Source organism: Paenibacillus sp. BT-177, from assembly GCF_025846815.2.
Taxonomy (GTDB): domain Bacteria; phylum Bacillota; class Bacilli; order Paenibacillales; family Paenibacillaceae; genus Paenibacillus; species Paenibacillus polymyxa_C.
In genome coordinates, this window is the sequence record NZ_JAOYTP010000002.1 from 189788 (window position 1) to 211688 (window position 21901).

At 44.7% G+C, this 21901-nt stretch carries 22 protein-coding genes; 3 read left to right on the forward strand and 19 right to left on the reverse strand.

What is annotated here, in order from left to right; genetic code table 11:
• Positions 1-16 precede the first annotated feature (16 nt).
• The 8 genes from OIU26_RS07005 to ilvB form a co-directional block, all read right to left on the reverse strand.
• Entirely contained in the window at positions 17-1120 is a 1104-nt protein-coding gene (locus OIU26_RS07005) for an ATP-binding protein (protein ID WP_013370087.1), read from the reverse strand.
• A gap of 336 nt (positions 1121-1456) precedes the next feature.
• Positions 1457-1873 carry a hypothetical protein gene (locus tag OIU26_RS07010; protein ID WP_064963921.1) on the reverse strand — a complete coding sequence of 139 codons (417 nt, stop codon included), beginning with the start codon at positions 1871-1873 and terminating at the stop codon, positions 1457-1459.
• 259 nt (positions 1874-2132) lie between these two features.
• Positions 2133-2672, reverse strand: a complete 540-nt coding sequence (locus OIU26_RS07015; protein WP_013370083.1) for a peroxiredoxin — start codon at positions 2670-2672, stop codon at positions 2133-2135.
• Between the two features lie 322 nt (positions 2673-2994).
• A complete protein-coding gene (gene leuB, locus OIU26_RS07020) occupies positions 2995-4071 on the reverse strand; it encodes a 3-isopropylmalate dehydrogenase (protein ID WP_044785876.1) in 1077 nt (358 codons plus the stop codon).
• Positions 4072-4271: 200 nt separating this feature from the next.
• Complete coding sequence (locus OIU26_RS07025) at positions 4272-5813, reverse strand: 2-isopropylmalate synthase (protein WP_264216368.1); 1542 nt, start codon at positions 5811-5813, stop codon at positions 4272-4274.
• 124 nt (positions 5814-5937) lie between these two features.
• Positions 5938-6930: a ketol-acid reductoisomerase gene (gene ilvC / locus OIU26_RS07030; protein WP_013309387.1), complete on the reverse strand. Its 993-nt coding sequence runs from the start codon at positions 6928-6930 to the stop codon at positions 5938-5940.
• Between the two features lie 163 nt (positions 6931-7093).
• Positions 7094-7579, reverse strand: coding sequence for an acetolactate synthase small subunit (gene ilvN / locus OIU26_RS07035; RefSeq protein WP_013370080.1), 486 nt, complete (start codon positions 7577-7579; stop codon positions 7094-7096).
• A gap of 1 nt (position 7580) precedes the next feature.
• Positions 7581-9326, reverse strand: a complete 1746-nt coding sequence (gene ilvB / locus OIU26_RS07040; RefSeq protein ID WP_013370079.1) for a biosynthetic-type acetolactate synthase large subunit — start codon at positions 9324-9326, stop codon at positions 7581-7583.
• A 614-nt stretch (positions 9327-9940) separates the two neighbouring features.
• On the opposite strand from ilvB, the gene OIU26_RS07045 reads away from it, so the two are divergent.
• The gene (locus OIU26_RS07045) at positions 9941-10381 is read left to right on the forward strand and encodes a GNAT family N-acetyltransferase (RefSeq protein WP_025676364.1); all 441 of its coding nucleotides are present in this window, start codon (positions 9941-9943) and stop codon (positions 10379-10381) included.
• A gap of 34 nt (positions 10382-10415) precedes the next feature.
• Here OIU26_RS07045 and OIU26_RS07050 read toward each other — a convergent pair whose 3' ends face one another.
• The 10 genes from OIU26_RS07050 to OIU26_RS07095 all read right to left on the reverse strand — a co-directional run bounded on the left by OIU26_RS07050 (position 10416) and on the right by OIU26_RS07095 (position 19024).
• Positions 10416-10766 (reverse strand): hypothetical protein, encoded by a 351-nt coding sequence (locus OIU26_RS07050; RefSeq protein ID WP_013370077.1) that lies wholly within the window; start codon positions 10764-10766, stop codon positions 10416-10418.
• A gap of 258 nt (positions 10767-11024) precedes the next feature.
• The gene (locus tag OIU26_RS07055) at positions 11025-11984 is read right to left on the reverse strand and encodes an ABC transporter permease (protein ID WP_010349245.1); all 960 of its coding nucleotides are present in this window, start codon (positions 11982-11984) and stop codon (positions 11025-11027) included.
• A 1-nt stretch (position 11985) separates the two neighbouring features.
• Positions 11986-13065 carry an ABC transporter permease gene (locus OIU26_RS07060; RefSeq protein WP_264216369.1) on the reverse strand — a complete coding sequence of 360 codons (1080 nt, stop codon included), beginning with the start codon at positions 13063-13065 and terminating at the stop codon, positions 11986-11988.
• The gene (locus OIU26_RS07065) at positions 13058-14596 is read right to left on the reverse strand and encodes an ABC transporter ATP-binding protein (RefSeq protein ID WP_264216370.1); all 1539 of its coding nucleotides are present in this window, start codon (positions 14594-14596) and stop codon (positions 13058-13060) included. The genes OIU26_RS07060 and OIU26_RS07065 overlap by 8 nt, the downstream gene beginning before the upstream one ends.
• A gap of 137 nt (positions 14597-14733) precedes the next feature.
• Positions 14734-15771 carry a BMP family ABC transporter substrate-binding protein gene (locus tag OIU26_RS07070; protein ID WP_264216371.1) on the reverse strand — a complete coding sequence of 346 codons (1038 nt, stop codon included), beginning with the start codon at positions 15769-15771 and terminating at the stop codon, positions 14734-14736.
• A 367-nt stretch (positions 15772-16138) separates the two neighbouring features.
• Complete coding sequence (rplT, locus tag OIU26_RS07075; RefSeq protein WP_007429517.1) at positions 16139-16498, reverse strand: 50S ribosomal protein L20; 360 nt, start codon at positions 16496-16498, stop codon at positions 16139-16141.
• Positions 16499-16551: 53 nt separating this feature from the next.
• Positions 16552-16752: a 50S ribosomal protein L35 gene (gene rpmI / locus OIU26_RS07080; RefSeq protein ID WP_007429516.1), complete on the reverse strand. Its 201-nt coding sequence runs from the start codon at positions 16750-16752 to the stop codon at positions 16552-16554.
• 20 nt (positions 16753-16772) lie between these two features.
• The gene (infC, locus tag OIU26_RS07085) at positions 16773-17270 is read right to left on the reverse strand and encodes a translation initiation factor IF-3 (protein ID WP_007429515.1); all 498 of its coding nucleotides are present in this window, start codon (positions 17268-17270) and stop codon (positions 16773-16775) included.
• A 321-nt stretch (positions 17271-17591) separates the two neighbouring features.
• Positions 17592-18830 carry a glycosyltransferase family 2 protein gene (locus OIU26_RS07090; protein ID WP_040101802.1) on the reverse strand — a complete coding sequence of 413 codons (1239 nt, stop codon included), beginning with the start codon at positions 18828-18830 and terminating at the stop codon, positions 17592-17594.
• 56 nt (positions 18831-18886) lie between these two features.
• On the reverse strand, positions 18887-19024 hold the full coding sequence (locus OIU26_RS07095; protein ID WP_013370070.1) for a hypothetical protein: 138 nt from the start codon (positions 19022-19024) through the stop codon (positions 18887-18889).
• A 405-nt stretch (positions 19025-19429) separates the two neighbouring features.
• On the opposite strand from OIU26_RS07095, the gene OIU26_RS07100 reads away from it, so the two are divergent.
• Together OIU26_RS07100 and OIU26_RS07105 are read left to right on the forward strand one after the other, a co-directional pair.
• The gene (locus OIU26_RS07100) at positions 19430-19957 is read left to right on the forward strand and encodes a phosphatase PAP2 family protein (protein WP_013370069.1); all 528 of its coding nucleotides are present in this window, start codon (positions 19430-19432) and stop codon (positions 19955-19957) included.
• A gap of 51 nt (positions 19958-20008) precedes the next feature.
• Positions 20009-21142: an MGDG synthase family glycosyltransferase gene (locus OIU26_RS07105; RefSeq protein ID WP_413985812.1), complete on the forward strand. Its 1134-nt coding sequence runs from the start codon at positions 20009-20011 to the stop codon at positions 21140-21142.
• 44 nt (positions 21143-21186) lie between these two features.
• Here the strand turns inward: OIU26_RS07105 and trmB are convergent, their stop codons facing one another.
• Positions 21187-21900, reverse strand: a complete 714-nt coding sequence (gene trmB / locus OIU26_RS07110) for a tRNA (guanosine(46)-N7)-methyltransferase TrmB (protein ID WP_264216372.1) — start codon at positions 21898-21900, stop codon at positions 21187-21189.
• Position 21901: the final 1 nt, after the last annotated feature.

Consider the following 21901-nt stretch of genomic DNA (forward strand, 5'->3'; position numbering starts at 1 on the left):
AGAAAATCTCATCATATTAGACTACAGGAAGTGTGATTTTAAATTGTGTACCGCTTCCATGCTTACTGTCTACATGAATGAAGCCTCCATGATTTTTGATAATACGATAGCTCACAGCCAATCCCAAGCCGGTTCCACTTTCTTTTGTTGTAAAAAAAGGATCAAATAAACGCGCCAATGTATTGTGATCCATCCCTAATCCGTTATCTTCAATACAAATGTGGACATAAGAGCCCTCAAGCACGGTATGGATATCAATGCATCCCTCTCGTTCCCCGCCGATGCTTTCAATGGCATCCATCGCATTTTTAATCATATTGAGGATAACCTGCTTAATCTGCTTCACGTCAATGGAAACCTTCATGAGTTCATCATTTTCATCCAGTGCGATCTGGCAGCCCTTCATCAACGCCTCGCTTTCTGTCAGCATCACTACTTCTTTCAACAGTCCCATCACAGATACAGCCGTTTTTTGCGGAGCCGAAGGCTTGGACGAATTTAAAAACTCGTAAATAATGTCGTTCGCACGATCAATTTCGGTTAAAATAATGCGGGCATACTCATCCCTGCCCAACTCCACCAAGTGCGGCCGAAGCAATTGAATAAAACCCCGGATTGCAGTAAGCGGGTTACGGATTTCATGGGCGATAGATGCCGAAATACGTCCCAGCATTGCCAGCTTGTCATTTTGATACGCTGTCTGCTCAATCTGCTTATAATCCGACACATCCTTTACACTAAACAAAAAATCGCCATCCATCTGATCACCGTAGGTCACTGTTATCAACCAATGCCGACCATACTCATCAATCAACTCATGATAGCGCTTTCTATGAAAGATAGTTTCTTTATAAATCCGCATAATTTTCTTCTTCTTAAACCGACTTAACTCAGGATGATGCAAAATTTGCATCAGGTTGCGACCCGCGAGCGAACTACGTGGTAGCTCCAGTAATCTCGCCATTTGCACGTTAATAAAGGTCAGTACCCCGTCACTGTCAAACAGCATGATACCACTATCCAGGTTCTCCAGTACATTTTCATACTTATTATTGGCGATCTGTGTGGAAGGGCAAGCTCCCACGGTATCAAGCAAGGCTTCTTGGAATTCACTGATCATGCCAGGCTTCCCCCTTGTATCGGAATGATAAACTGGCCGTATCGGACGTGTAATATTCTTGAAGAAGAGAAAGGCATCTATCGATCACCCTTCAAATGGTGTAAAAAACAGTTTCAATCAACTCCGACCATTTTTTTCGATTCGAGTCTTATTTTATGATAGACAAGATTAAGGATCACAGTCAATCGGAAAAAGTGTCGAATCCACATTTTTATCCTATTTTCTTTCGTCATAATATCTGCGCAACATTACAAAATAAAAAAATAAGTTAAAAATAAGCGCCCTACACACCAAAGAAGCTCTCCAGATTGGAGAGCTTCTTTGGTGTGTAGGATGTCAACTGCCGCTCTTATTATGTTGAAGCCGGGATCGTCTTTGACTCATAACAGCCAGTCTTCTCTTAAGCTCTCCCTGCCATTTCTCATCATTCATCTGTTTCGCTACCGTCAATAAATCCAGCGACATGTCAATTTGGCGCTTCACAATTTCAAATGCATCTTCACTCTCACGATTTACACAGTTTTCAAATATCGTATCATCGTCTTCCATGACATAATCCTGAAAATCAATCTCGGATGCCCCATCACCATGTGCATACTCAGCCAAAATTTCATACTCATTTTCAACTTTATAATGAACTTCAATGCGACGACATACCGGGCAAAACAGCAAAGGAACATTATGGACTTGGGTGCGGTAATGCTTCAGCGTTCCCTTGGTTCCTACCATGCTTGCTCCACAGCAATAACTCATCCGGGCTCAGCCTCCTCTGAACAAAACCTGTTCTGCCTTGTTTATCTTCTACAATACCTTATTCGCTTTCATCAGGCAAAATTCCTCCAGAACACAACAACATTTCCATAATTATTTGTTACTTCACTCATTATTACATGATTCAGACAGGCTATTCCTATATCTCCGCTGTATAGCGCAGGCAAGCAAGCCCCCAACAACGGTAAAGTAACCGCTTGTTGGGGGCTTGCTTGTTTAAATTCAACTTGTAAAGCTAATATTACAGATTTTTATCGCCTGGTTTCCAGTTCATTGGGCACAAGCCACCGGATTGCAAAGCTTGCAGTACACGCAATGTTTCTTCTACACTGCGGCCTACATCGTTGTGGTTAACCACTTGATATTTCAGTTCGCCTTCTGGATCAATGATGAACAAGCCGCGCAATGCAACGCCTTCTTCTTCGATCAGAACACCATAGTCGCTTGCTGTTTTTTTCGTGATGTCAGAAGCCAACGGGAAGTTCAGTTTGCCCAGACCGTTGTTTTCTTTAGCTGTGTTGATCCATGCTTTGTGGCTGTGCACGGAGTCTACACTGATACCCAAAATTTCAGTATCCAGCTCTTTGAATTGGTCAGCTGCATCGCTCAATGCTGTAATTTCTGTTGGGCATACAAAAGTGAAATCCAGTGGATAGAAGAAAAATACGAGCCACTTGCCACGGTAATCGGAAAGTTTCACCGAGCCAAATTCTTGACCGTCTCCAGATACTGTTTCCAATGCAAAATCAGGTGCGGGTCTTCCTACCAATCTTTCTGCCATAATGTGAAATCCTCCTTTAAAATATGTAAGAAAAACACCAATTGTGTTTTCCTCAATCATCTGTATTGTAATAAACCACCTACTTGATAAATGTTATCATTCGCTGAAATCAAAGTCAACATTGTAACCATTACTTTTTTATAATTATTTTAAACTAGCTTAAAAATTCACAATTCATTCACATTTTGAGAGCTTTCTGATATGCAAGTAGCTCCTGATTACTCAGGAGCTACTGTGTCAAACATTTGCTGTAAAATTATACTGTATAACCTCACTATATAATAGGAAGCTTTTTTTCAGAACAAGTACGTTTCTGGGGACTTTAGCGAATAGCTGCTGCGATCAAATCGCCCATTTGAGTTGTCGAGATCGCTTGTGATTTATCCACCGCGATATCTGCCGTACGGTGTCCTGCATCCAGTACCTCAGCTACCGCCTTCTCAATAGCGTCAGCTGCTTTCTCGTACCCGAAGGTGAGGCGGAACATCAAAGCAACGGACAAAATCGTTGCAATGGGGTTCGCCAGTCCCTGACCAGCAATATCAGGTGCTGAGCCGTGCACCGGCTCGTACAGACCGAAGCTGCCTTCTCCCAGTGATGCAGAGGAGAGCATACCGATGGAGCCAGTCAGCATAGCTGCTTCATCACTAAGAATGTCACCAAACATATTTTCGGTTACAATGACGTCAAAACTGGATGGACGACGCAGCAATTGCATGGCACAGTTATCGACCAATACATGCTCAAGCTCGACATCTGGGTAATCTACAGCGACCCGGTTAACGACTTCACGCCATAAACGGGAAGTTTCCAGTACATTAGCCTTATCCACCGATGCGAGCTTTTTGCGACGCTTTTGTGCAATTTCGAAAGATTGGCGAACAATACGCTCTACTTCTGTTACATTATATGCACAAGTATCGACCGCTTCTTCCCCCTGAGCACTCTCTCGTCTGTACTTCTCACCGAAATAAATACCGCCCGTTAGTTCGCGCACCACGATCAAGTCCGTTCCTTCCAATACCTCTGGTTTCAATGTAGACGCGTCCTTGAGACAATCGAAAACGACAGCAGGACGAAGATTTGAAAATAGACCGAGCTCTTTGCGAATACCGAGCAATCCGGTTTCAGGACGAAGCTCCTTAGGATTGTTGTCCCATTGTGGTCCACCTACCGCTCCCAACAGCACGGCATCTGCAGATTGACATACGGCCAGTGTTTCTTGCGGCAATGGAGTCCCCTTCTTATCAATGGCAATCCCGCCGAACAGCGCATGCTCTGTTTCAAATGAGAGGCCAAACACTTCTTCCGTACGTTTCAAAATTTTCTCTGCCTCTGCGACCACTTCAGGTCCGATTCCGTCTCCCGCTATTACTGCAATCTTTTTAACGTCTGCCATCACGTACACTCCTCTTGTTATACAGCTATACAGCCGTATTTCTCATACCTTCTTTGTAACATATTTGGGAGGGCTTTGACCAAGATATAGAATCTATCAATTCAATAGGCTCAGCCTATAAGCTGATTTTTTCATCAGAGAATAAGAAAACAGGACCGATACCGATCCTGTCTATACTCATTCCTTGGGCCTGTATAAAATTAGGATTTATAGTCTACGCGATTGCTGTAATTTTTACGCTTGTCAATCAAACCGTTCAGTGCATCCACATAAGCCCGTGCACTTGCTTCCAAAATATCAGTGCTTACCCCACGTCCCTGTACAGATATTCCGTTCTGAGTCAGCACCACATGTACTTCCCCTAGAGCGTCCTTGCCATGGGTAACAGATTTAATGGAGTAATCAGAAAGTACAACACTCTCGCTGCTGGCTTGATCAATCGCGTTATAGATCGCATCGACTGAACCATTCCCTTCAGCTTCTGTCTCAATCACCTTACCTTCATCGTTAACCAGTCGCACTTGTGCGGAAGGCGTAGCCTTGTTCCCATAAGTTACGAAAATGGTTTCCAGCTTGAAGACTTCAGGTGCATCGGCCAATTTTTCTTCCAGCAATGCCAGGATATCATCGTCCGATACTTCCTTCTTCTTATCAGCCAAATCCTTAAACTGCCCAAAAGCGCGATTCAAATCTCCTTCGTTCAATTCGTAGCCCAACTCAACCAAACGCTCCCGGAAAGCATGACGCCCTGAATGCTTGCCCAGTACCAGCTTGCTTTCTTTCAGACCGATACTTTCCGGTGTCATAATTTCATAGGTCGTCTTTTCCTTCAGCATGCCGTCTTGGTGAATACCTGATTCGTGCGCAAAAGCGTTAGCACCCACGATCGCCTTGTTGCCCGGCACTACCATCCCCGTCAAACGGCTAACCAATCGGCTCGTGCGTGCAATTTCAGACAGTTGCAGAGACGTTTTGGCTTGGAAAAATTCCTGTCTCGTCTCCAGTGCCATGGCGATTTCCTCAATGGCCGTGTTTCCAGCACGTTCACCGATACCGTTAATAGTCCCCTCGATCTGATCTGCACCGTTCAGGATCGCAGCAAGCGTATTAGCAGTAGCCATTCCCAAGTCATTGTGGCAATGTGCACTCAACTGAATCTTCTCCACATCGACCACATTTTGCTTGATATGTTTGAATATATTTCCATATTCGTAGGGTGTTAAGTAACCTACCGTGTCTGGAATATTGACGACAGAAGCCCCTTCCTGTACAGCCATGGTGACCATTTCAACCACAAAATCAAGCTCCGTACGCCCTGCATCCTCCAATGAAAACTCCACTTTTGGCAAATACTTCAATCCATAACGAATGGCTGCACGGGCAGTTTCCAATACCTGTGCCTTCTCCATCCGCAGCTTATGCTGACGATGAATTGGAGAGGTTGCCAAAAAGATATGGATACACGGGTCCTGTGCTCCCTTAAGCGCCTCGCGAACCGCATCAATATCCTGTTCCCTTGCACGCGAAAGGCCAATAACGGTTGAATTTTTAACAGCTTTTGCTACTGCATTAACAGCCGCCAGATCACCCGGAGAAGCAGCCGGGAACCCAGCCTCCATACGATCGATTCCCAGCTTTTCCAGCTGATGAGCGATCTCTACTTTCTCACGAGTATTCAAGTTCACGCCAGGTGACTGTTCTCCGTCTCTCAACGTTGTGTCAAATATATATATTTTGCGCAACCTAACGCACCTCCTCAGGATTTGGACCCTTAAATTACAATGCGGCTCACGCAATAAGCAGGGCCGCATTGTAATTAATATTTATAAATAATTCATGTTGTCGAGCTTATAGTACAAAAGGTTGTTACTTTTTGATCCAATGCATCATTTCACGCAATTGTCCGCCCACCACTTCAATCGGATGGTTAGCTTCATTACGACGAGTAGCCGTCAGGAATGCACGTCCAGATTGATTTTCAAGGATGAAGTCACGAGCAAATTTACCTTGTTGAATGTCAGTCAATACATCCTTCATGGCTTTCTTCGTATCTTCTGTTACCACACGTGGTCCAGTTACATAATCGCCATATTCTGCTGTATTACTGATGGAATCACGCATTGTTGCCAATCCACCTTCATACATCAGGTCAACGATCAGCTTAAGCTCATGTAAACATTCGAAGTATGCCATCTCAGGAGCATATCCGGCTTCAGTCAATGTTTCAAAGCCCGCTTTTACGAGTGCGCTCACACCGCCACACAATACCGCCTGCTCACCGAACAGGTCCGTCTCCGTTTCTTCACGGAAGGAGGTTTCAATTACGCCTGCACGTGTACAGCCAATGCCTTTTGCGTAAGCAAGACCGATTTCTTTGGCTTGGCCTGTTGCGTCCTGTTCAATTGCGATCAATCCTGGTACACCAAACCCTTCCACATAGGTACGACGTACCATATGTCCTGGGGATTTTGGAGCAACCAGCAATACATCGCTATCTTTAGGAGCTACGATTTGTCCAAAATGAACATTGAAACCATGGGAGAACAAAAGTGCTGCGCCTTTTTTCAGGTTAGGTTCGATTTCGTTTTTGTAGACAGAAGCTTGAGTTTCATCAGGCAACAAAATTTGAACCACATCTGCACGGCTTGTTGCATCAGCTACGTTCAGAACTTCAAAACCGTCGTTTCTTGCGACATCAGCTGATTTGCCTTCACGCAAACCAATAACAACATTTACACCACTGTCACGCAAGTTTTGTGCTTGAGCATGTCCTTGGCTACCGTAACCAATTACGGCCACTGTTTTTCCTTTCAATACGCTGAGTTCTGCATCTTTTTCGTAGTACGTTGTAACTGCCATGGTTAATTTCCTCCTTTTAATTGGACCCTTCATAATGAGCGGGTACTCCAAGAGACTTCGCCTCATGATTGGTATCTAAAAATCTCTTCGAGCACCCGCTCTTATGCGGGCGGTTCTTTAATGATGTAATGCGCTATAAGCGGTAAATCGTTAAAGCTTTATATTATGCATTTCCACGTATCATAGCTGTAACCCCGGTTCGGGTCAACTCGCGAATACCGTAAGGCTTCAACAATTCGATCATCGCATCGATTTTTTCAGTATCGCCAATGACCTGAACAATCAAGCTTGTCGTTCCAACATCAATTACAGCTGCTCTGAACGTTTCTACCACGCCCATAATTTCTGGTCGCTGAGGCGGTTCAGCCTTTACCTTAATCATTGCCAATTCCCGAGCAACCATCGGCTTGGAACTGAGATCGATGACCTTGATCACATCAACCAGCTTGTAAAGCTGCTTTTCAATCTGCTCCAGGTTGTTCTCATCTCCTACAGTCACAATGACCATACGGGATAATCCAACTTCCTCCGATTGACCCACAGTTATGCTCTCAATGTTGAAGCCACGGCGACCAAACAGTCCGGACACACGTTGCAAAACGCCGGGATGATCATTTACCAGTACAGCAATGGTATTTTTTGTCGTCATTTTACTCGTCCCCCATCAGCATTTGATCAATTGTCGAACCTTGCGTCACCATCGGATATACATTCTCTTCCTTGCTGACTACAAACTCGACAACGACCGGTCCGGGTGTATCAAGCGCCTCCTGCCAAGCCCGACGTGCTTCTTCCTTATTCGTAGCACGCAGTCCTTTGACACCGTATGCTTCGGCCAGTTTCACAAAATCCGGGCTTCCAGCCAGGTCAATGTGACTGTACCGATTGTTATAGATCAATTCCTGCCATTGGCGAACCATTCCAAGTACCTGGTTGTTGATGATTACGATTTTGACCGGAATGTTATTGATTGCACAGATGGCTAATTCCTGCGAACACATCTGCATGCCGCCGTCTCCGTTAATCGATATTACCAATCTGTCGGGATTGGCCATCTGAGCGCCGATGGCAGAAGGGAAACCGAATCCCATCGTACCCAGTCCACCGGAGGTGACCCATGAACGTGGCTGATTGAATTTGTAATACTGTGCTGCCCACATTTGATGCTGTCCTACGTCCGTCGTAACGATTGCTCCGCCCTTGGTCGTTTTATCCAACAATTCAATAACCCATTGTGGTTTAAGCACTGTTTCAGAATCCTTATAAGAAAAAGGTTTCGCAGCTTTCCATTGCTGAATTTGCGCTCTCCATGCATCTGCCAGATCCGCGCGTTTCACATCCTGATTCAGCAATTCCAATACTGCCTTCACGTCGCCTACGATTGGAATATCCGCGGCAACATTTTTTCCGATTTCAGCAGGATCGATATCAATGTGTACGATTTTGGCTTGAGGAGCAAATCCATCCAACTTGCCTGTCACCCGATCATCAAAGCGGGCACCGATACAGATCAGCAAATCCGACTGTTGAATCGCCTGGTTAGAAGTGTATGTTCCGTGCATTCCCGGCATCCCTGTCCAGAGTTCATGTCCACTTGGGAATCCTCCCAAACCAAGCAATGTTGTTGCAATCGGAATTTCCGTTTTACGAACAAACTCGTAAAGTGCTTCATGTCCACCGGAGTATACAACTCCTCCACCTGCCAGAATGAATGGACGTTCTGCTTCGGCGATAGCTTGAGTCAGCTTGTCTAGTTGAATTTTGTTGGGCAACACATTCGGGTTGTAACCCCGCATGGTCACAGGTTCCGTCTGTGGAACAAACAACGTCTGGGCTGCGGAGACATCCTTCGGAATATCAATCAGTACTGGTCCTTTTCTACCTGTATTGGCAATATGAAATGCCTCATGGATGATTCGCGGCAGATCCTCTACATCTCTCACCAGATAGCTGTGTTTCGTAATCGGCATTGTAATTCCCGTGATATCAGCTTCCTGGAAAGCATCTGTACCGATCAGGGAAGATACAACATTACCCGTGATGACCACCAACGGCACCGAATCCATATAAGCTGTCGCTATGCCAGTTACCAGGTTTGTCGCTCCAGGTCCGGAAGTCGCGATACAGACACCAACTTTACCGCTTGCCCGTGCATAACCATCTGCCGCATGAATAGCTCCCTGCTCATGACGAGTGAGGACATGCTTGAAATCCTTGAAGCCGTACATGGCATCATAGATATAAAGCACTGCACCACCTGGATATCCAAAGACACATTCTACTCCCTCCAGCAAAAGGCTACGGAGTAAAATTTCCGAACCTGTAATCACCTCAGGCTTCATCCACTTTTGACGTAATTCATCGGTTGACCTAACTTCAGGAATTTGTGCACTCATTGGTCATCCTCCTTTACAAAATTTACATACAGCTGACATTTGTAAAAACAAAAAAACCTTTCATCCCTAGAACAGACTTGCTGTTACTGAGGGACGAAAGGCTGTAGCTTCCGTGGTACCACCCGTGTTTGCCCGATATTTCGCAATATCGAACCTTGGCAGGTACAGAAATCACAAAGGATCTCCATATCTGGCGTCTGTAACGTAGACCGTACGATTTTCCCTAATAGGCGATTCGGCGCACCGTTAATATCATGGGGCCCAAATACTTTTCAGGAAAACAGCTCCAAGGTGAGCTCGTTAAAAAGGGATTTTGGTGAAGCTTGCAGCTAATGCCTCACTCTCTGAACAAAAGAGCCCTAATCACTTCGTCCTCTTCATTGCCGTTGTGTTCATGTCATTCTTTCAAATGTTTAGACACATTATATGTCCCCCATCTGGGATAGTCAATACCCATATTTCATAAAAATTTATGTTTCTCCGCTTAAACCCCTCTGAGTCGCACGCTTGTAAGAGGTACCCGCATATTATAAAAAAGATCGCACAGTGAGATTTTGTACTCCTCCAAAGACCAAGTCATATCTTGTTAAAAGGGTAAAAAAGGAGGCCCGTTTATGATTCGCAAACGATGCGCCCAAGATGACAAAATAATCTTCCGTCTAATTGAGCAAGAGCTTGTCCCCTTATCGCATTTAAGTGCCCAAGAAATGGATCAAATACGTAAAGAATTACCCCGGCGCTTAAACCGGGGCATCACTTTTGTAGCTTGCAGACCGGATAATGCACAGGTTGTTGGCTTCATTCATGTTATGCTGCATGGAGAACTATTATACATTGATTTGATCGCAATTTCTTCGGCTCATCAAGGTAAAAGATACGGAAAAAAGTTGCTGGAGTATGCCGAGCAATACGGCCGACTGCGACGTTGCAAGCGGGCTAAAGTGATGGTGGACGAAGACAATGTGCGAGGGATCCATTTTTATCTACGCCATCAATACCACATGCTACGATATGTGGCTCTAAGCCGATGTCACGAACTCGAAAAGTCACTGTGAAAAGTATGGTTTTCAGGGTCGTGATTTTGTAAAACTAAAAAAAGTTAGGGTAAAAAGGATAGCCTACCCCTGGGTAGCCCCCGTCTGTGTACGGTCCATACTGTGGACCATATCCTGGCCCTCCATAGCCTGGTCCTCCATAACCTGGACCGTAGCCACCGTAGGCACCAACGTATGGAGCTGTGCCAATGGCAAGCAAATCAAAAAGCACCAGAGGAATAATCGCCTTCGTGTTTACTTTTTTCTTACGGTTTGGTTGGAGAATCAGTCGGTTACCTGAAATGCGAATCAGCTTGCCACTGACCCGAGAGCCATCCTTACGTGTAGCGAAGATGACTTTGCCGACAAGCTTCTCCACCTGCTTTCTGGTTACTGCCTGTTTCATCGTATTTCCTCCTTCTTTCTCAACGGATGGACAGATTGAACGGCTCCTTGATAGCTTACCACCACCACAAAATAGACTGGAGCTGACAGGGGCCGAGCGTCCGTCCAATCTGCATAGCACAGTCTATTCCATTCAAGCCAGAAGCGTATGTTTAAATGCCTGCACAATGTAAAAAAATCCGGTACCTGCACATGCAGATACCAGATTCTCATATACACTAACGCATATATTTAAAAACATTCAGCTGTCTATGAGTTATTAACGCTTGCTCGGATCATACAGTTGACCCAAAGCAGCCGGAGCGCGTGAACGTCCAACTGCCGCCACCAGCACAATAATCGTCAGGAGATACGGCAACATAAAAATAATTTCCTGGGGAATACTTTGCGACCATGCAAACAACTGCACATAGTTGCGAATGGCTTGTGAAAAACCGAAAAACACTGCCGCGCCAAAAGCACCGAGCGGATTCCATTTACCGAAAATCATAGCCGCAATAGCAATATAGCCCTGCCCCGAAACGGTATTATGTGAGAACATATTGGTTGTAGTCAAAGTGATTGTTGCTCCACCAATCCCAGCCAACGCACCACTAATCATAACACCGATATAACGAAGGCGATTGACCTTGATCCCCACGGTATCGGCTGCACCCGGATGCTCCCCTACTGAACGCAAACGCAAGCCAAACGGAGTTTTATACAAAGTAAAGTAGCCAATAATAACTAATAGAATAGCCAGATATGTCGTTGGGTAGGCTTGGAAAAATGCTTTTCCTGCAATCGGAATATCCACAAGATAAGGGATGGATATCTCGTTAAAGCCTTGAATTCGACCGGTGTCACCATCACCCTCGAATAACAGCTTAACCATGTACAGTGTACTGCCTGCTGCCAAGAAGTTAATGACAATCCCGCTAATAACCTGATCGGCTTTAAACGTAATAGAGGCAACAGCATGAATGAGCGAAACCAGAATACCGAACACCGCAGCTGACAGCACACCTACCCAGGCCGCAGAGGTGCCTCCTAGTCCCGCTTGCTCGGCATAAAATCCGCCAACACCTGCCGCAAACGCCCCAAATACCATAAGTCCTTCCAATCCCAGATTCGTTACACCGGATTTTTCCGAAAAAACTCCGCCAAGAGACGCAAAAATAATCGCCGTCGCAAAAACGAGCGTTGTATGGATTAATTCACCAAGTGTTAACCAACTCATTTTACAACACCTTCTCTTTCTTCCGCTTGGAGTAGAGCGGCTTTACAACCCAACGCACAATACCTTGGGCCGCAATGAAGAAAATAATCGAGCCAATGACTACTCGGATAATTTCTGGCGGTACATCCGCGCTAAAGCTCATCCCCGCAGAACCATACGTAAGTGTTCCGAACAAAACAGAACCGAGCAGTACACCGAACGGATTATTCATCCCGATCAAAGACACAGCGATACCGTCAAAGCCCGTTCCCGGTGACCCTGCCATGACAGATTGATAATGGAAAACCCCCAGCACCTCAAAAGCACCTGCCAATCCGGCAAAAACACCACTAATAAACATCGCTTTTATAATATTGCGATTTACATTCATGCCTGCATAACGGGATGCATCCTGATTAAATCCGACAGCCCGAAGCTCATAGCCCTGCTTTGTTTTCCACATAAAAATATAGAAAAACACTGCCGCCAGCACAGCAATAACTGTGCCCCAATGAACCCGAGCATTCCCCATCATCTGGGACAGCCAATCTATGGAAATGGAAGCGGAAGGTTGGATATCCACAGAGCGATTTTCGCCTTCCATAAGTGCAAACTGATTAATCACCAAATTAGCCAAATACAGGCCGATCCAGTTCATCATAATACAGGTAATAACTTCGTTCACGCCTCGCTTGGCCTTCAAATAACCAGCAATCGCTGCCCACAAGCCTCCGAAAACTGCTCCTGCGATCACAGCCAGCGGTGCATGAATGATAGCAGGCAGCCCATGAAGTTTAATGCCCACAATCGAAGCAGCTGTCATACCGACCAAAAACTGCCCTTCGCCACCGATATTAAACAACCCGGCACGAGCCGCAAAAGCAAATGCCAATCCTGTTAAAATCAACGGTGTCATCTCACGGATCGCTTCGCCAAAGTTGTAGGAATCTCCGTACACACGGCTAAACAAAGCGGAATAAGCCACAATAGGATCATACCCGCCAATCAACATCACGATAGCACCCAGAAGGAGGCCTAAAATAATAGAGACCAGAGCCAGAACAAAGGAGTCTTTTGTGAATATTTTCAATAGGTTAACCATTCTCTACTCCTTTCTTCACTGCACTTCCTGCCATCATGAGCCCCAGTTCCTGGTCATTCGTTTCTTCAGGCAGCACTTCCCCGACAATCTTGCCTTCATAGATAACAGCAATTCGATCGGATACATTCATAATCTCGTCCAGCTCAAAAGAAATGAGCAGTACTGCTTTACCTTGATCCCGCTGGGCAATCAATTGTTTCTGGACAAATTCAATAGCCCCGACATCCAGCCCGCGTGTAGGCTGCGCCGCAATGAGAAGGTCTGGGTTTTTATCAATTTCACGCGCTATGATTGCCTTTTGCTGATTCCCACCAGATAGCGATCTTGCCTTGGTATGAATATCTGGTGTTCTAACATCAAACTTCTCGATAAGACTTTTTGCCTGCTTTTCTATAGCGTCCTTGTTCAAGAAGCCATTTTTACTGTAAGGCGCTTGATAATACGTCTCCAGCACCATATTTTCACTCATGGAAAAATCGAGCACCAATCCATGCTTATGGCGGTCCTCCGGTATATGTGAAACGCCTGCCTCTGAAATTTTGCGCGGCGGCTGATTTGCCAGTTCTTTTCCGAGCAAACGGATACTTCCGCTATCCACCTTGCGTAATCCTGTCAAAGCTTCTATCAGCTCACTCTGTCCATTGCCGTCTACTCCAGCAATCCCCAAAATCTCGCCGGCCTTAACCTGCAGGTTCAATTCATTCAGAACATGAATGCCATCCTTATTTTTAGAAATTACTTTGTTCATTTCCAGTACAGTTTGTCCTGGTTGAGCAAGCTTCTTATCCACTTTAAAGGACACACGACGGCCCACCATTTTCTCCGCCAGCTCATTTGGTGTTGTTTCAGATGTTTTGACCGTGTCAATAACTTTACCTCGGCGAATGATCGTAACCGTATCTGCAATTTGCATAATTTCTTTGAGTTTATGAGTGATAAGAATGATTGATTTGCCTTCAGCTACTAAGCGCTTCATAATTTCCAGCAACTCAGAGATTTCCTGCGGTGTCAGCACCGCGGTTGGCTCATCGAAAATCAGAATATCTGCACCGCGATAGAGCGTTTTGATAATTTCCACACGCTGCTGCATACCAACAGATATATCCTCAATTTTGGCATTCGGATTTACCTGGAGTCCGTATTGTTCAGACAACCGCTGTACTTCTGCGGCAGCCTTTTTATAATTGATTTTCAGACCTTTACGTGGCTCCGACCCAAGGACAATATTTTCGGTTACGGTAAACGGCTGTACGAGCTTAAAATGCTGATGCACCATGCCGATCCCCAGATCAATCGCCCTATTTGGACTATCAATCTGTACGGGGTTCCCTCCCATTTCAATGGTCCCTTCATCCGGCTGATATAGTCCGAAAAGAATATTCATAAGCGTAGATTTACCCGCGCCATTCTCACCCAAAAGGGCATGAATTTCTCCCTTATGCAGCTTGATGCTGATGGAGTCGTTGGCAACGATGCCGGGGAATCGTTTTGTAATTTGCTTTAACTCAACGACGGGGGTCGCTGCATCCATGAGATCACCCTTATACACTTTATAGTATGTGCTCCAATGAGCTGATATTGACCGTTATAATCTTATAACTCCAGACGTAAGAACAAGGCTAGTCTTATGAACCAGCCTTGTCGCCACCTTTATATTCTTCACCTAACTTATTTCGAAGGAACTGTAATTTCGCCTTTAATGATTTTTTGCTTGTATTGTTCTACAAGATCAAGCACATCTTTAGGAACGTTTTTCGTAGATGTATCTGCCAAACCAATTCCGTTATCCTTCAGAGCCAGTGTTTCGACACCGCCCTTAAACTTACCGTCAATTACTTCTTGGGATACGCGTTTTACTGCTTCATCTACACGTTTTACCATCGACGTTAGTGTTACTTCGTCACCAAACTCAAGTGATTGGTCTTTATCTACGCCGATAACCCATACTTGCTGACCTTGCTGCTTACGTGCGAGTGCTTCGTTAAATACGCCTGTTCCTGATCCACCAGCTGCATGGAAAATAATATCAGCACCGTCGTTGTAGATCGTTGCAGCAGCAGCCTTGCCGAGATCCGGCTTATCAAACGCACCTGTATAGTTCACAATCAGTTTTGCATTTGGATTTACAGCCTTAACCCCTGCCTCGAACCCTTTTTCAAAACGTTTGATCAGCGGGCTGTCTTGCCCACCCACAAAACCAATTTTGTTTGTTTTAGTAAGTTTACCAGCCACAACCCCCACCAGGAAGGAACCTTCATTTTCAGCAAATACAACCGATTTAACGTTAGGCGCATCCACAACACTATCAATGATCGCCAAATTTTTGTTCGGATTGTCTTTTGCTACTTGTCCAATCGCATTAGCCAGATTAAAACCGATTCCCCAAGTCAGGTTGAAATCACCCTTAACGAATTGGTTCAGGTTAGGAATATAATCTTGGTCGGATTTACTTTGCAGGTATTTAACTTTAACGCCTGATTCTTTCTCAATAGCTTGAAGTGCCTCCCAAGCAGATTGGTTAAACGATTTGTCGTTTACTCCACCCACATCTGTAACCATGCCAAGTTGGACATTTGATGTTTTGGCAGAACCGCCTGCTTCTCCACCATTTGCGTTGGACGCACCTTGATTTTTGTTACCGCAGCCTGCGAGAATGACCGAGATCGCCAGCAGCATAACCAAAGACATACTAAACAATTTCTTCATGCTGATACTGTTCCCCCTTAGTGTTAGATCCCTGGACTGTCTCTTTTCTTTAGAAAATGCACATCATTTTCATGTCATTTACTGACGAGACAGATCGTACAGAAGACTTACTTTAGAGATTATACAATTATGATCGGCTAAAATCTAGACAATTAATAACCTTGGGTCAATTTTTTTTAGAATCTCAAAAATGTAAGCGTTACAAAATCGAAAAATCCATACATTCTATCATCACACGTCATATTTATTCGTATTTTGAAGAAAACGAAGTCCTTTTTAGTGTTAAGTATGTACAAAAAAAGGCGTCCCTACACAGCGTACTGCTCGGGACACCTTTGTTACCACTTTCGCGGTTTTTACGCCTTAATTAAGCGTTAATTTTACCTTTAGCAACAGTTGCCAAAGAGTTGAATGCATTAATATCATTGACTGCAAGATCAGCCAAGATTTTACGGTTAATGTCTACACCAGCCAATTTCAGACCGTGCATCAATTTGCTGTAAGACAAACCATTCAAACGAGCTGCTGCGTTGATACGCACGATCCACAGTCTGCGGAAGTTACGTTTCGTCTGACGACGGTCACGGTATGCGTAAACAAGCGATTTCATTACCTGCTCGTTAGCTGTTTTAAAAATGCGGTGTTTGGAACCAAAATAACCTTTAGCAAGCTTCAATACTTTTTTATGACGACGACGAACGACGAATCCGCCCTTTACTCTTGCCATATCAAAAGACCTCCCAAATAATGTTTATACTTTATTTATTTCCGTGCTTAATGCTATTTCAGGTTAGCAAGACCTTGTTTCAGACGTCTAACGTCCCCAGGTGCCATCTCAGGGTTAGTACCCAGAACGCGTTTTGCACGTTTGGATTTGTGGGAAAGCAAGTGGTTTCTGTAAGCTTTGTAACGCGTTACTTTACCAGTACCGGTAATTTTGAAGCGGCCTTTAAGGCTGCTATGTGTTTTCATTTTTGGCATTGAACTTCCTCCTTAATTTGTCATTGACTCTTTGGAGCCAATATCATAATCATGCTGCGTCCTTCGAGCTTGGGTTGGCGCTCCACGGTACAAAGATCAGCAACTTCCGTTTTTACACGTTCGAGAATTTTTTGTCCCACATTAGCATGGGTAATTTCGCGACCACGGAAACGAACAGAGCATTTCACCTTGTCCCCTTCATTCAGGAACTTCACCACATTGCGAAACTTGGTCTGGTAGTCATGTTCCTCGATGTTGGAACGGAACCATACCTCTTTGATGTCAACGATCTTCTGGTTTTTACGGGCTTCCTTTTCTTTCTTCTGTTGCTCATAGCGGAATTTACCGTAATCCATAATCCGACACACGGGCGGCTTCGCTTGAGGCGCCACGTTCACGAGATCCAAGTTTGCATCAATAGCCATTTGCAGAGCTTCACGAGTCGGTTTAATACCGATTTGTTCCCCGTTTGCACCAACTAGACGTACTTCTCTCACTCGAATCTCATCATTGATCATATGTTCCTTACTAATAACCCTCCACCTCCAGAACCTGTTATTGTTGTATTGTGTTTAAGCACAAAAAAGGGATGACGACTATGCAGCCGACATCCCTGTCTGATACTCAATTCATCATGAAAGTTCAATTCACAAATCATTGGATCATGACCAGCCGGCAATACCGGACAGGTGAGAAGTCGGACCTTCTACTTGTTAATCCATACTTTTCAATTAACATACTCAAATATCATATCATGCTAATACAGAGGCGTCAACACTTTTATAAAAAATTAGGTGTACACATCCGCTGTAGATTGCATAGTCTTACTTCATTGTTAATTAGCCTTGCTTGCTCTGAACCTCTTCCAGACGAACGACACGCGTATGCTGGGTGTGGCTCCATTGCTTGTTGTTCTGTGTAAAGAACGCATAGAACGTAATCGGATACCACGAAATCAGATAGACTGGGAACAGCAGCAAGTACAGATATACTTTTTTGAACGTGACCTTTTCCAAGATCATCGCGATTAAAAAGGTGATAATATTCAGACTCACAGCCACAAAACCGGTCCAAGCAGGGAATTGCACGTAGATATTTTCAATATTGGGACCACCAAATAATACAATATCTACCCACATCGCTACTGTCATCAAAAAGGTAAACAGTACGATGTACACGTTCAGACCATAAAGAGCCATATCGAATTTAATCAGGCTTCTATGCTTGATACTCTGCCACAGCAACGGGAAGAAATAACGACGAGCAACCGTGAAGTGACCTTGCATCCAGCGCAGACGCTGTCTGGAAGAAGCTTTGAACGTCAACGGCTTCTCATCATACACCTTGGCATCGTAATTAAATCTTGGATATACGTTGCGTTGTGTACAACGCATAGTGAATTCCAAATCCTCTACCAGACTTGTTGCACCCCAGCCCATTTCCTTGAGCAGATTTGTTTCAAAACACATGCCTGTACCACCGAGGAAATTAGCCATATTCAGGTTGTGACGTGACAACTGCCACAGACGGTTGATGTACCAATAAGATACTCCGTATGCTGCTGTAATCCAAGAGTCCTCAGGGTTCTTAGTATCAATGTATCCCTGGATAACACGAGCACCTGAGCACAAATCATTATTCATTTCGCTCAGGAAATTGGTATGCGCCAAATTGTCGGCATCAAACATGACAATGGCATCATATTGACGCGGCATAGCCCATAGCTCTTTGAGCATCCACTCAATAGCATAGCCTTTACCTCGCAAATTCGGATTCGTACGTTCACAAGCATTCATGCCGTGAGCGCGAACGATGTCCGCTGTCTTATCTGTGCAGTTATCACAGATTACGAATACATCGTACAGTTCCTTTGGATAGTCAAGTTGCTTTAAATTTTCCATCAATGCTCCGACAACTTGTTCTTCATTGTGGGCAGCGACTAAAATAGCAAATGATTTTTCTGGAGCCGCCTGCTCTTTCCTTTTCTTACGAACCAATCCGAACAAGGAGAATGCAAACTGATAGACTGCGATCAACGCCAGTATGATCTGGAGCGTCACGAAAATAGCGTCTAACATGATCTCTTGTTACCCCCTTTTTATACCCCTTTAAAAATCTTGCGTTTGTCTGTTTTCTATCTGTGTAGCGCAAGTTGCGGCGCTTTGTGCGCCTTTTCTGTAGTTTTGACCCGACCCTTGCTTTCTTCTTTGGCTCTGCGCAGCCCCCTTTTGGCTGACACAGGAATGCCATTACGATTTTCGTTGGTTTTCAATCTTTTGTCAAAGCCCCTAAACGGGTCTCAGCAGCAAAAAAACACGACAAATTCCCGTTTGAACCGAGAATGCGGCGCTGGACCTCTCATTCATGACGCTTAGGTCTTATTTTCATCCATTTGCTAACTTTTTATTTCTTTGGTCCCTCCTTTTTGTGGGCCAATTAGCAACCACTTCTAATCACTCTATCTTATTAGACGGATGAACGCAAAGAAAGTTATACAAAACGGCTTATATTCCATTAACATTTTTGTGTAGAATTGAACCAGGTAAGTGGTGATTCTTGAAATGAACAGCGTTTAAAAATATGATGAGAGCAAGAGAATAATTACTTAGATCTAATTCTGTCAAATGGATTCAAAATATTTGCCGACAGACCTGAACCGGCAACCGGAGGAAACCAAATGCAACGTCTAGTCGTAAAACTTGTAAATCTGGAGCAGCGATTGTTCAAATGGATCAACGGGCGCTTACACAACCGTTTTTTGAACTTTTGGCTGTATTATCTCACACATTTAGGCGGGGCTACCTTTACAATAGCCTCTACGCTTCTGATTTGGTGGCTCGCTCCGTATCCATGGAAAGATTCCGGCATGAAGGGAGCTATCGCTCTTGCGGTCAGTCACATTCCCGTGGCTATCGTCAAAAAGCTGTATCCGCGGATACGCCCGTACTTGGCGCTACCAGGTACGAATACATTCCGCAATCCCTTGTCGGATCATTCTTTTCCCTCAGGGCATACAACCGCTATTTTTTCGGCTACCGTTCCTTTTATGCTGCAGTCACCCATGCTAGCACTGTTGCTGTTGCCTGTAGCGATAATTGTAGGTTTTTCTCGAATTTACCTGGGGCTTCACTATCCCACGGATGTACTTGCAGGAGCAGTCATCGGAACGTCTGCAGCAATAGGAACGGTTGCATTCTGGCCTTAAAGCCGATATGGTATGATTGAGAACATCCCAGCAGGAACAGGTGAAATGAGAGTGGCTAAAAAACGAGTGTTATTATTATCGGAAGGTTTCGGTGCCGGACATACTCAAGCTGCCTACGCGCTCTCAAGCAGCTTGCGGAAGCTTTCTCCGGATGTGCAGACAAGAGTGCTGGAGCTGGGGAGCTTTTTGAATCCGAGAATGGCCCCGCTTATTATTACAGCATACAAAAAGACTGTTGTGTCGCAGCCGCGCCTAGTCGGATTGGTTTACCGTCATCAATACAAAAAATCATTAAACCGTCTTACAACGCTCGCTTTGCACCGTCTGTTCTACACACAGACCCGGAATATTCTTCGGCAGCTTCGTCCCGATTTGGTGGTATGTACTCACCCCATCCCAAGCGCGGTCATTTCACGTTTGAAGCGCTTAGGCTTACATGTCCCGCTGTGTACCGTCATAACAGACTACGATGCACATGGAACATGGATTAGTCCTGAGGTTGACCGGTACTTTGTATCTACGCCTGAAGTCATGCGTAAGCTGCGCGCGCGCGGAGTACCTGTATCAAAAATCCAAGTGACCGGCATTCCGGTCCATCCTAATTTTTGGGAACATCCAGGGCACGATGAAATTAGAGAACAATTTGGACTTAAACCCATCCCGACAGTACTTGTTATGGGCGGCGGCTGGGGCCTGATGAACGACGAAGTCATACATCGTTCGCTTACCGATTGGAGAGAAAAGATTCAATTTATTTTTTGTTTGGGGCATAATGATAAAATTCGTCGTAAAATGGAGCTGGATCCTCGGTTTAATCATCCAAATATTCATATTTTCGGATTTACACGGGAAATCGACAAATTAATGGAAGTGTCGAATCTGCTCATTACCAAACCCGGTGGAATGACATGCACCGAGGGGCTGGCCAAAGGGATTCCGATGCTGTTTCACAAGCCTCTCCCTGGACAGGAAGAGGAAAATTGTCAGTACTTTACGGCTCAAGGCTTCGGAGAACCGATTACTTCGCTGGATGTTGTCGTTAAATGGATGAACCGACTGCTATACGATTTTCCAGAAATCGTTCGCAAGCGACAGGAGCACATCCATAATGTAGCGCGATATTATCCTCTTCAGAGCGCACAGAGTATTTTGGATATACTGGAACCAAACAGGGTGCTTTCCTAAAAGGAAGCACCCTGTCTTGTTTACTTTATTTATTTTGCCCGCTTTTACTTTCCATATTTTTCAAGGCGTATTTTTTCGTACTCTTCCAAAGCGTCTTTACCAATCAGCACCTCGACACGATGAATATTCATACCTTTACCCATGAACTTTTGTTCATACTCTGTCATGACATGCTCCTCATTGATTCCATCACGATGAAGGTTTAACGAAATATTCGTCATTTGTAGACCACTATCAGCGAATGAATTCAGAGAAAACTCAAACAATGTCTCCGAGTCCGTCTTAAAATGAATTTGTCCTTTGCTGTTCAGAAGCTGACGATACTTGTCCAAAAAACGCGGATGCGTCAAACGACGGCGAGCATGCTTGGCTTTAGGCCAGGGATCGCTAAAATTCAGATAAATGCGTTCTACTTCCCCTGGTTCGAAAACATTCTCGATCTGTTCGATGTTTGCCAGTGCCAATTTGATATTGGGCGGTGTAACAACCTCTGAATCACTCCAGGCCAGGCGGGACTTTTCCGTAGCACGGCGAACCAGCTCATCATACATATCAAAGCCGATATAGTTAACCTCTGGATTTCGGTAGCTCATTTGGCTTATAAATTGCCCTTTACCCATACCAAATTCCACATGAATGGGACGATCATTACCAAAAAGCTGCTGCCAATTCCCCTTATACTGTGATGGCTCCAAGATGACCAGATCTTGCTGTTCTTCCAGACTTTCACGTATTCCTTTTCTTCCGCGTAAACGCATG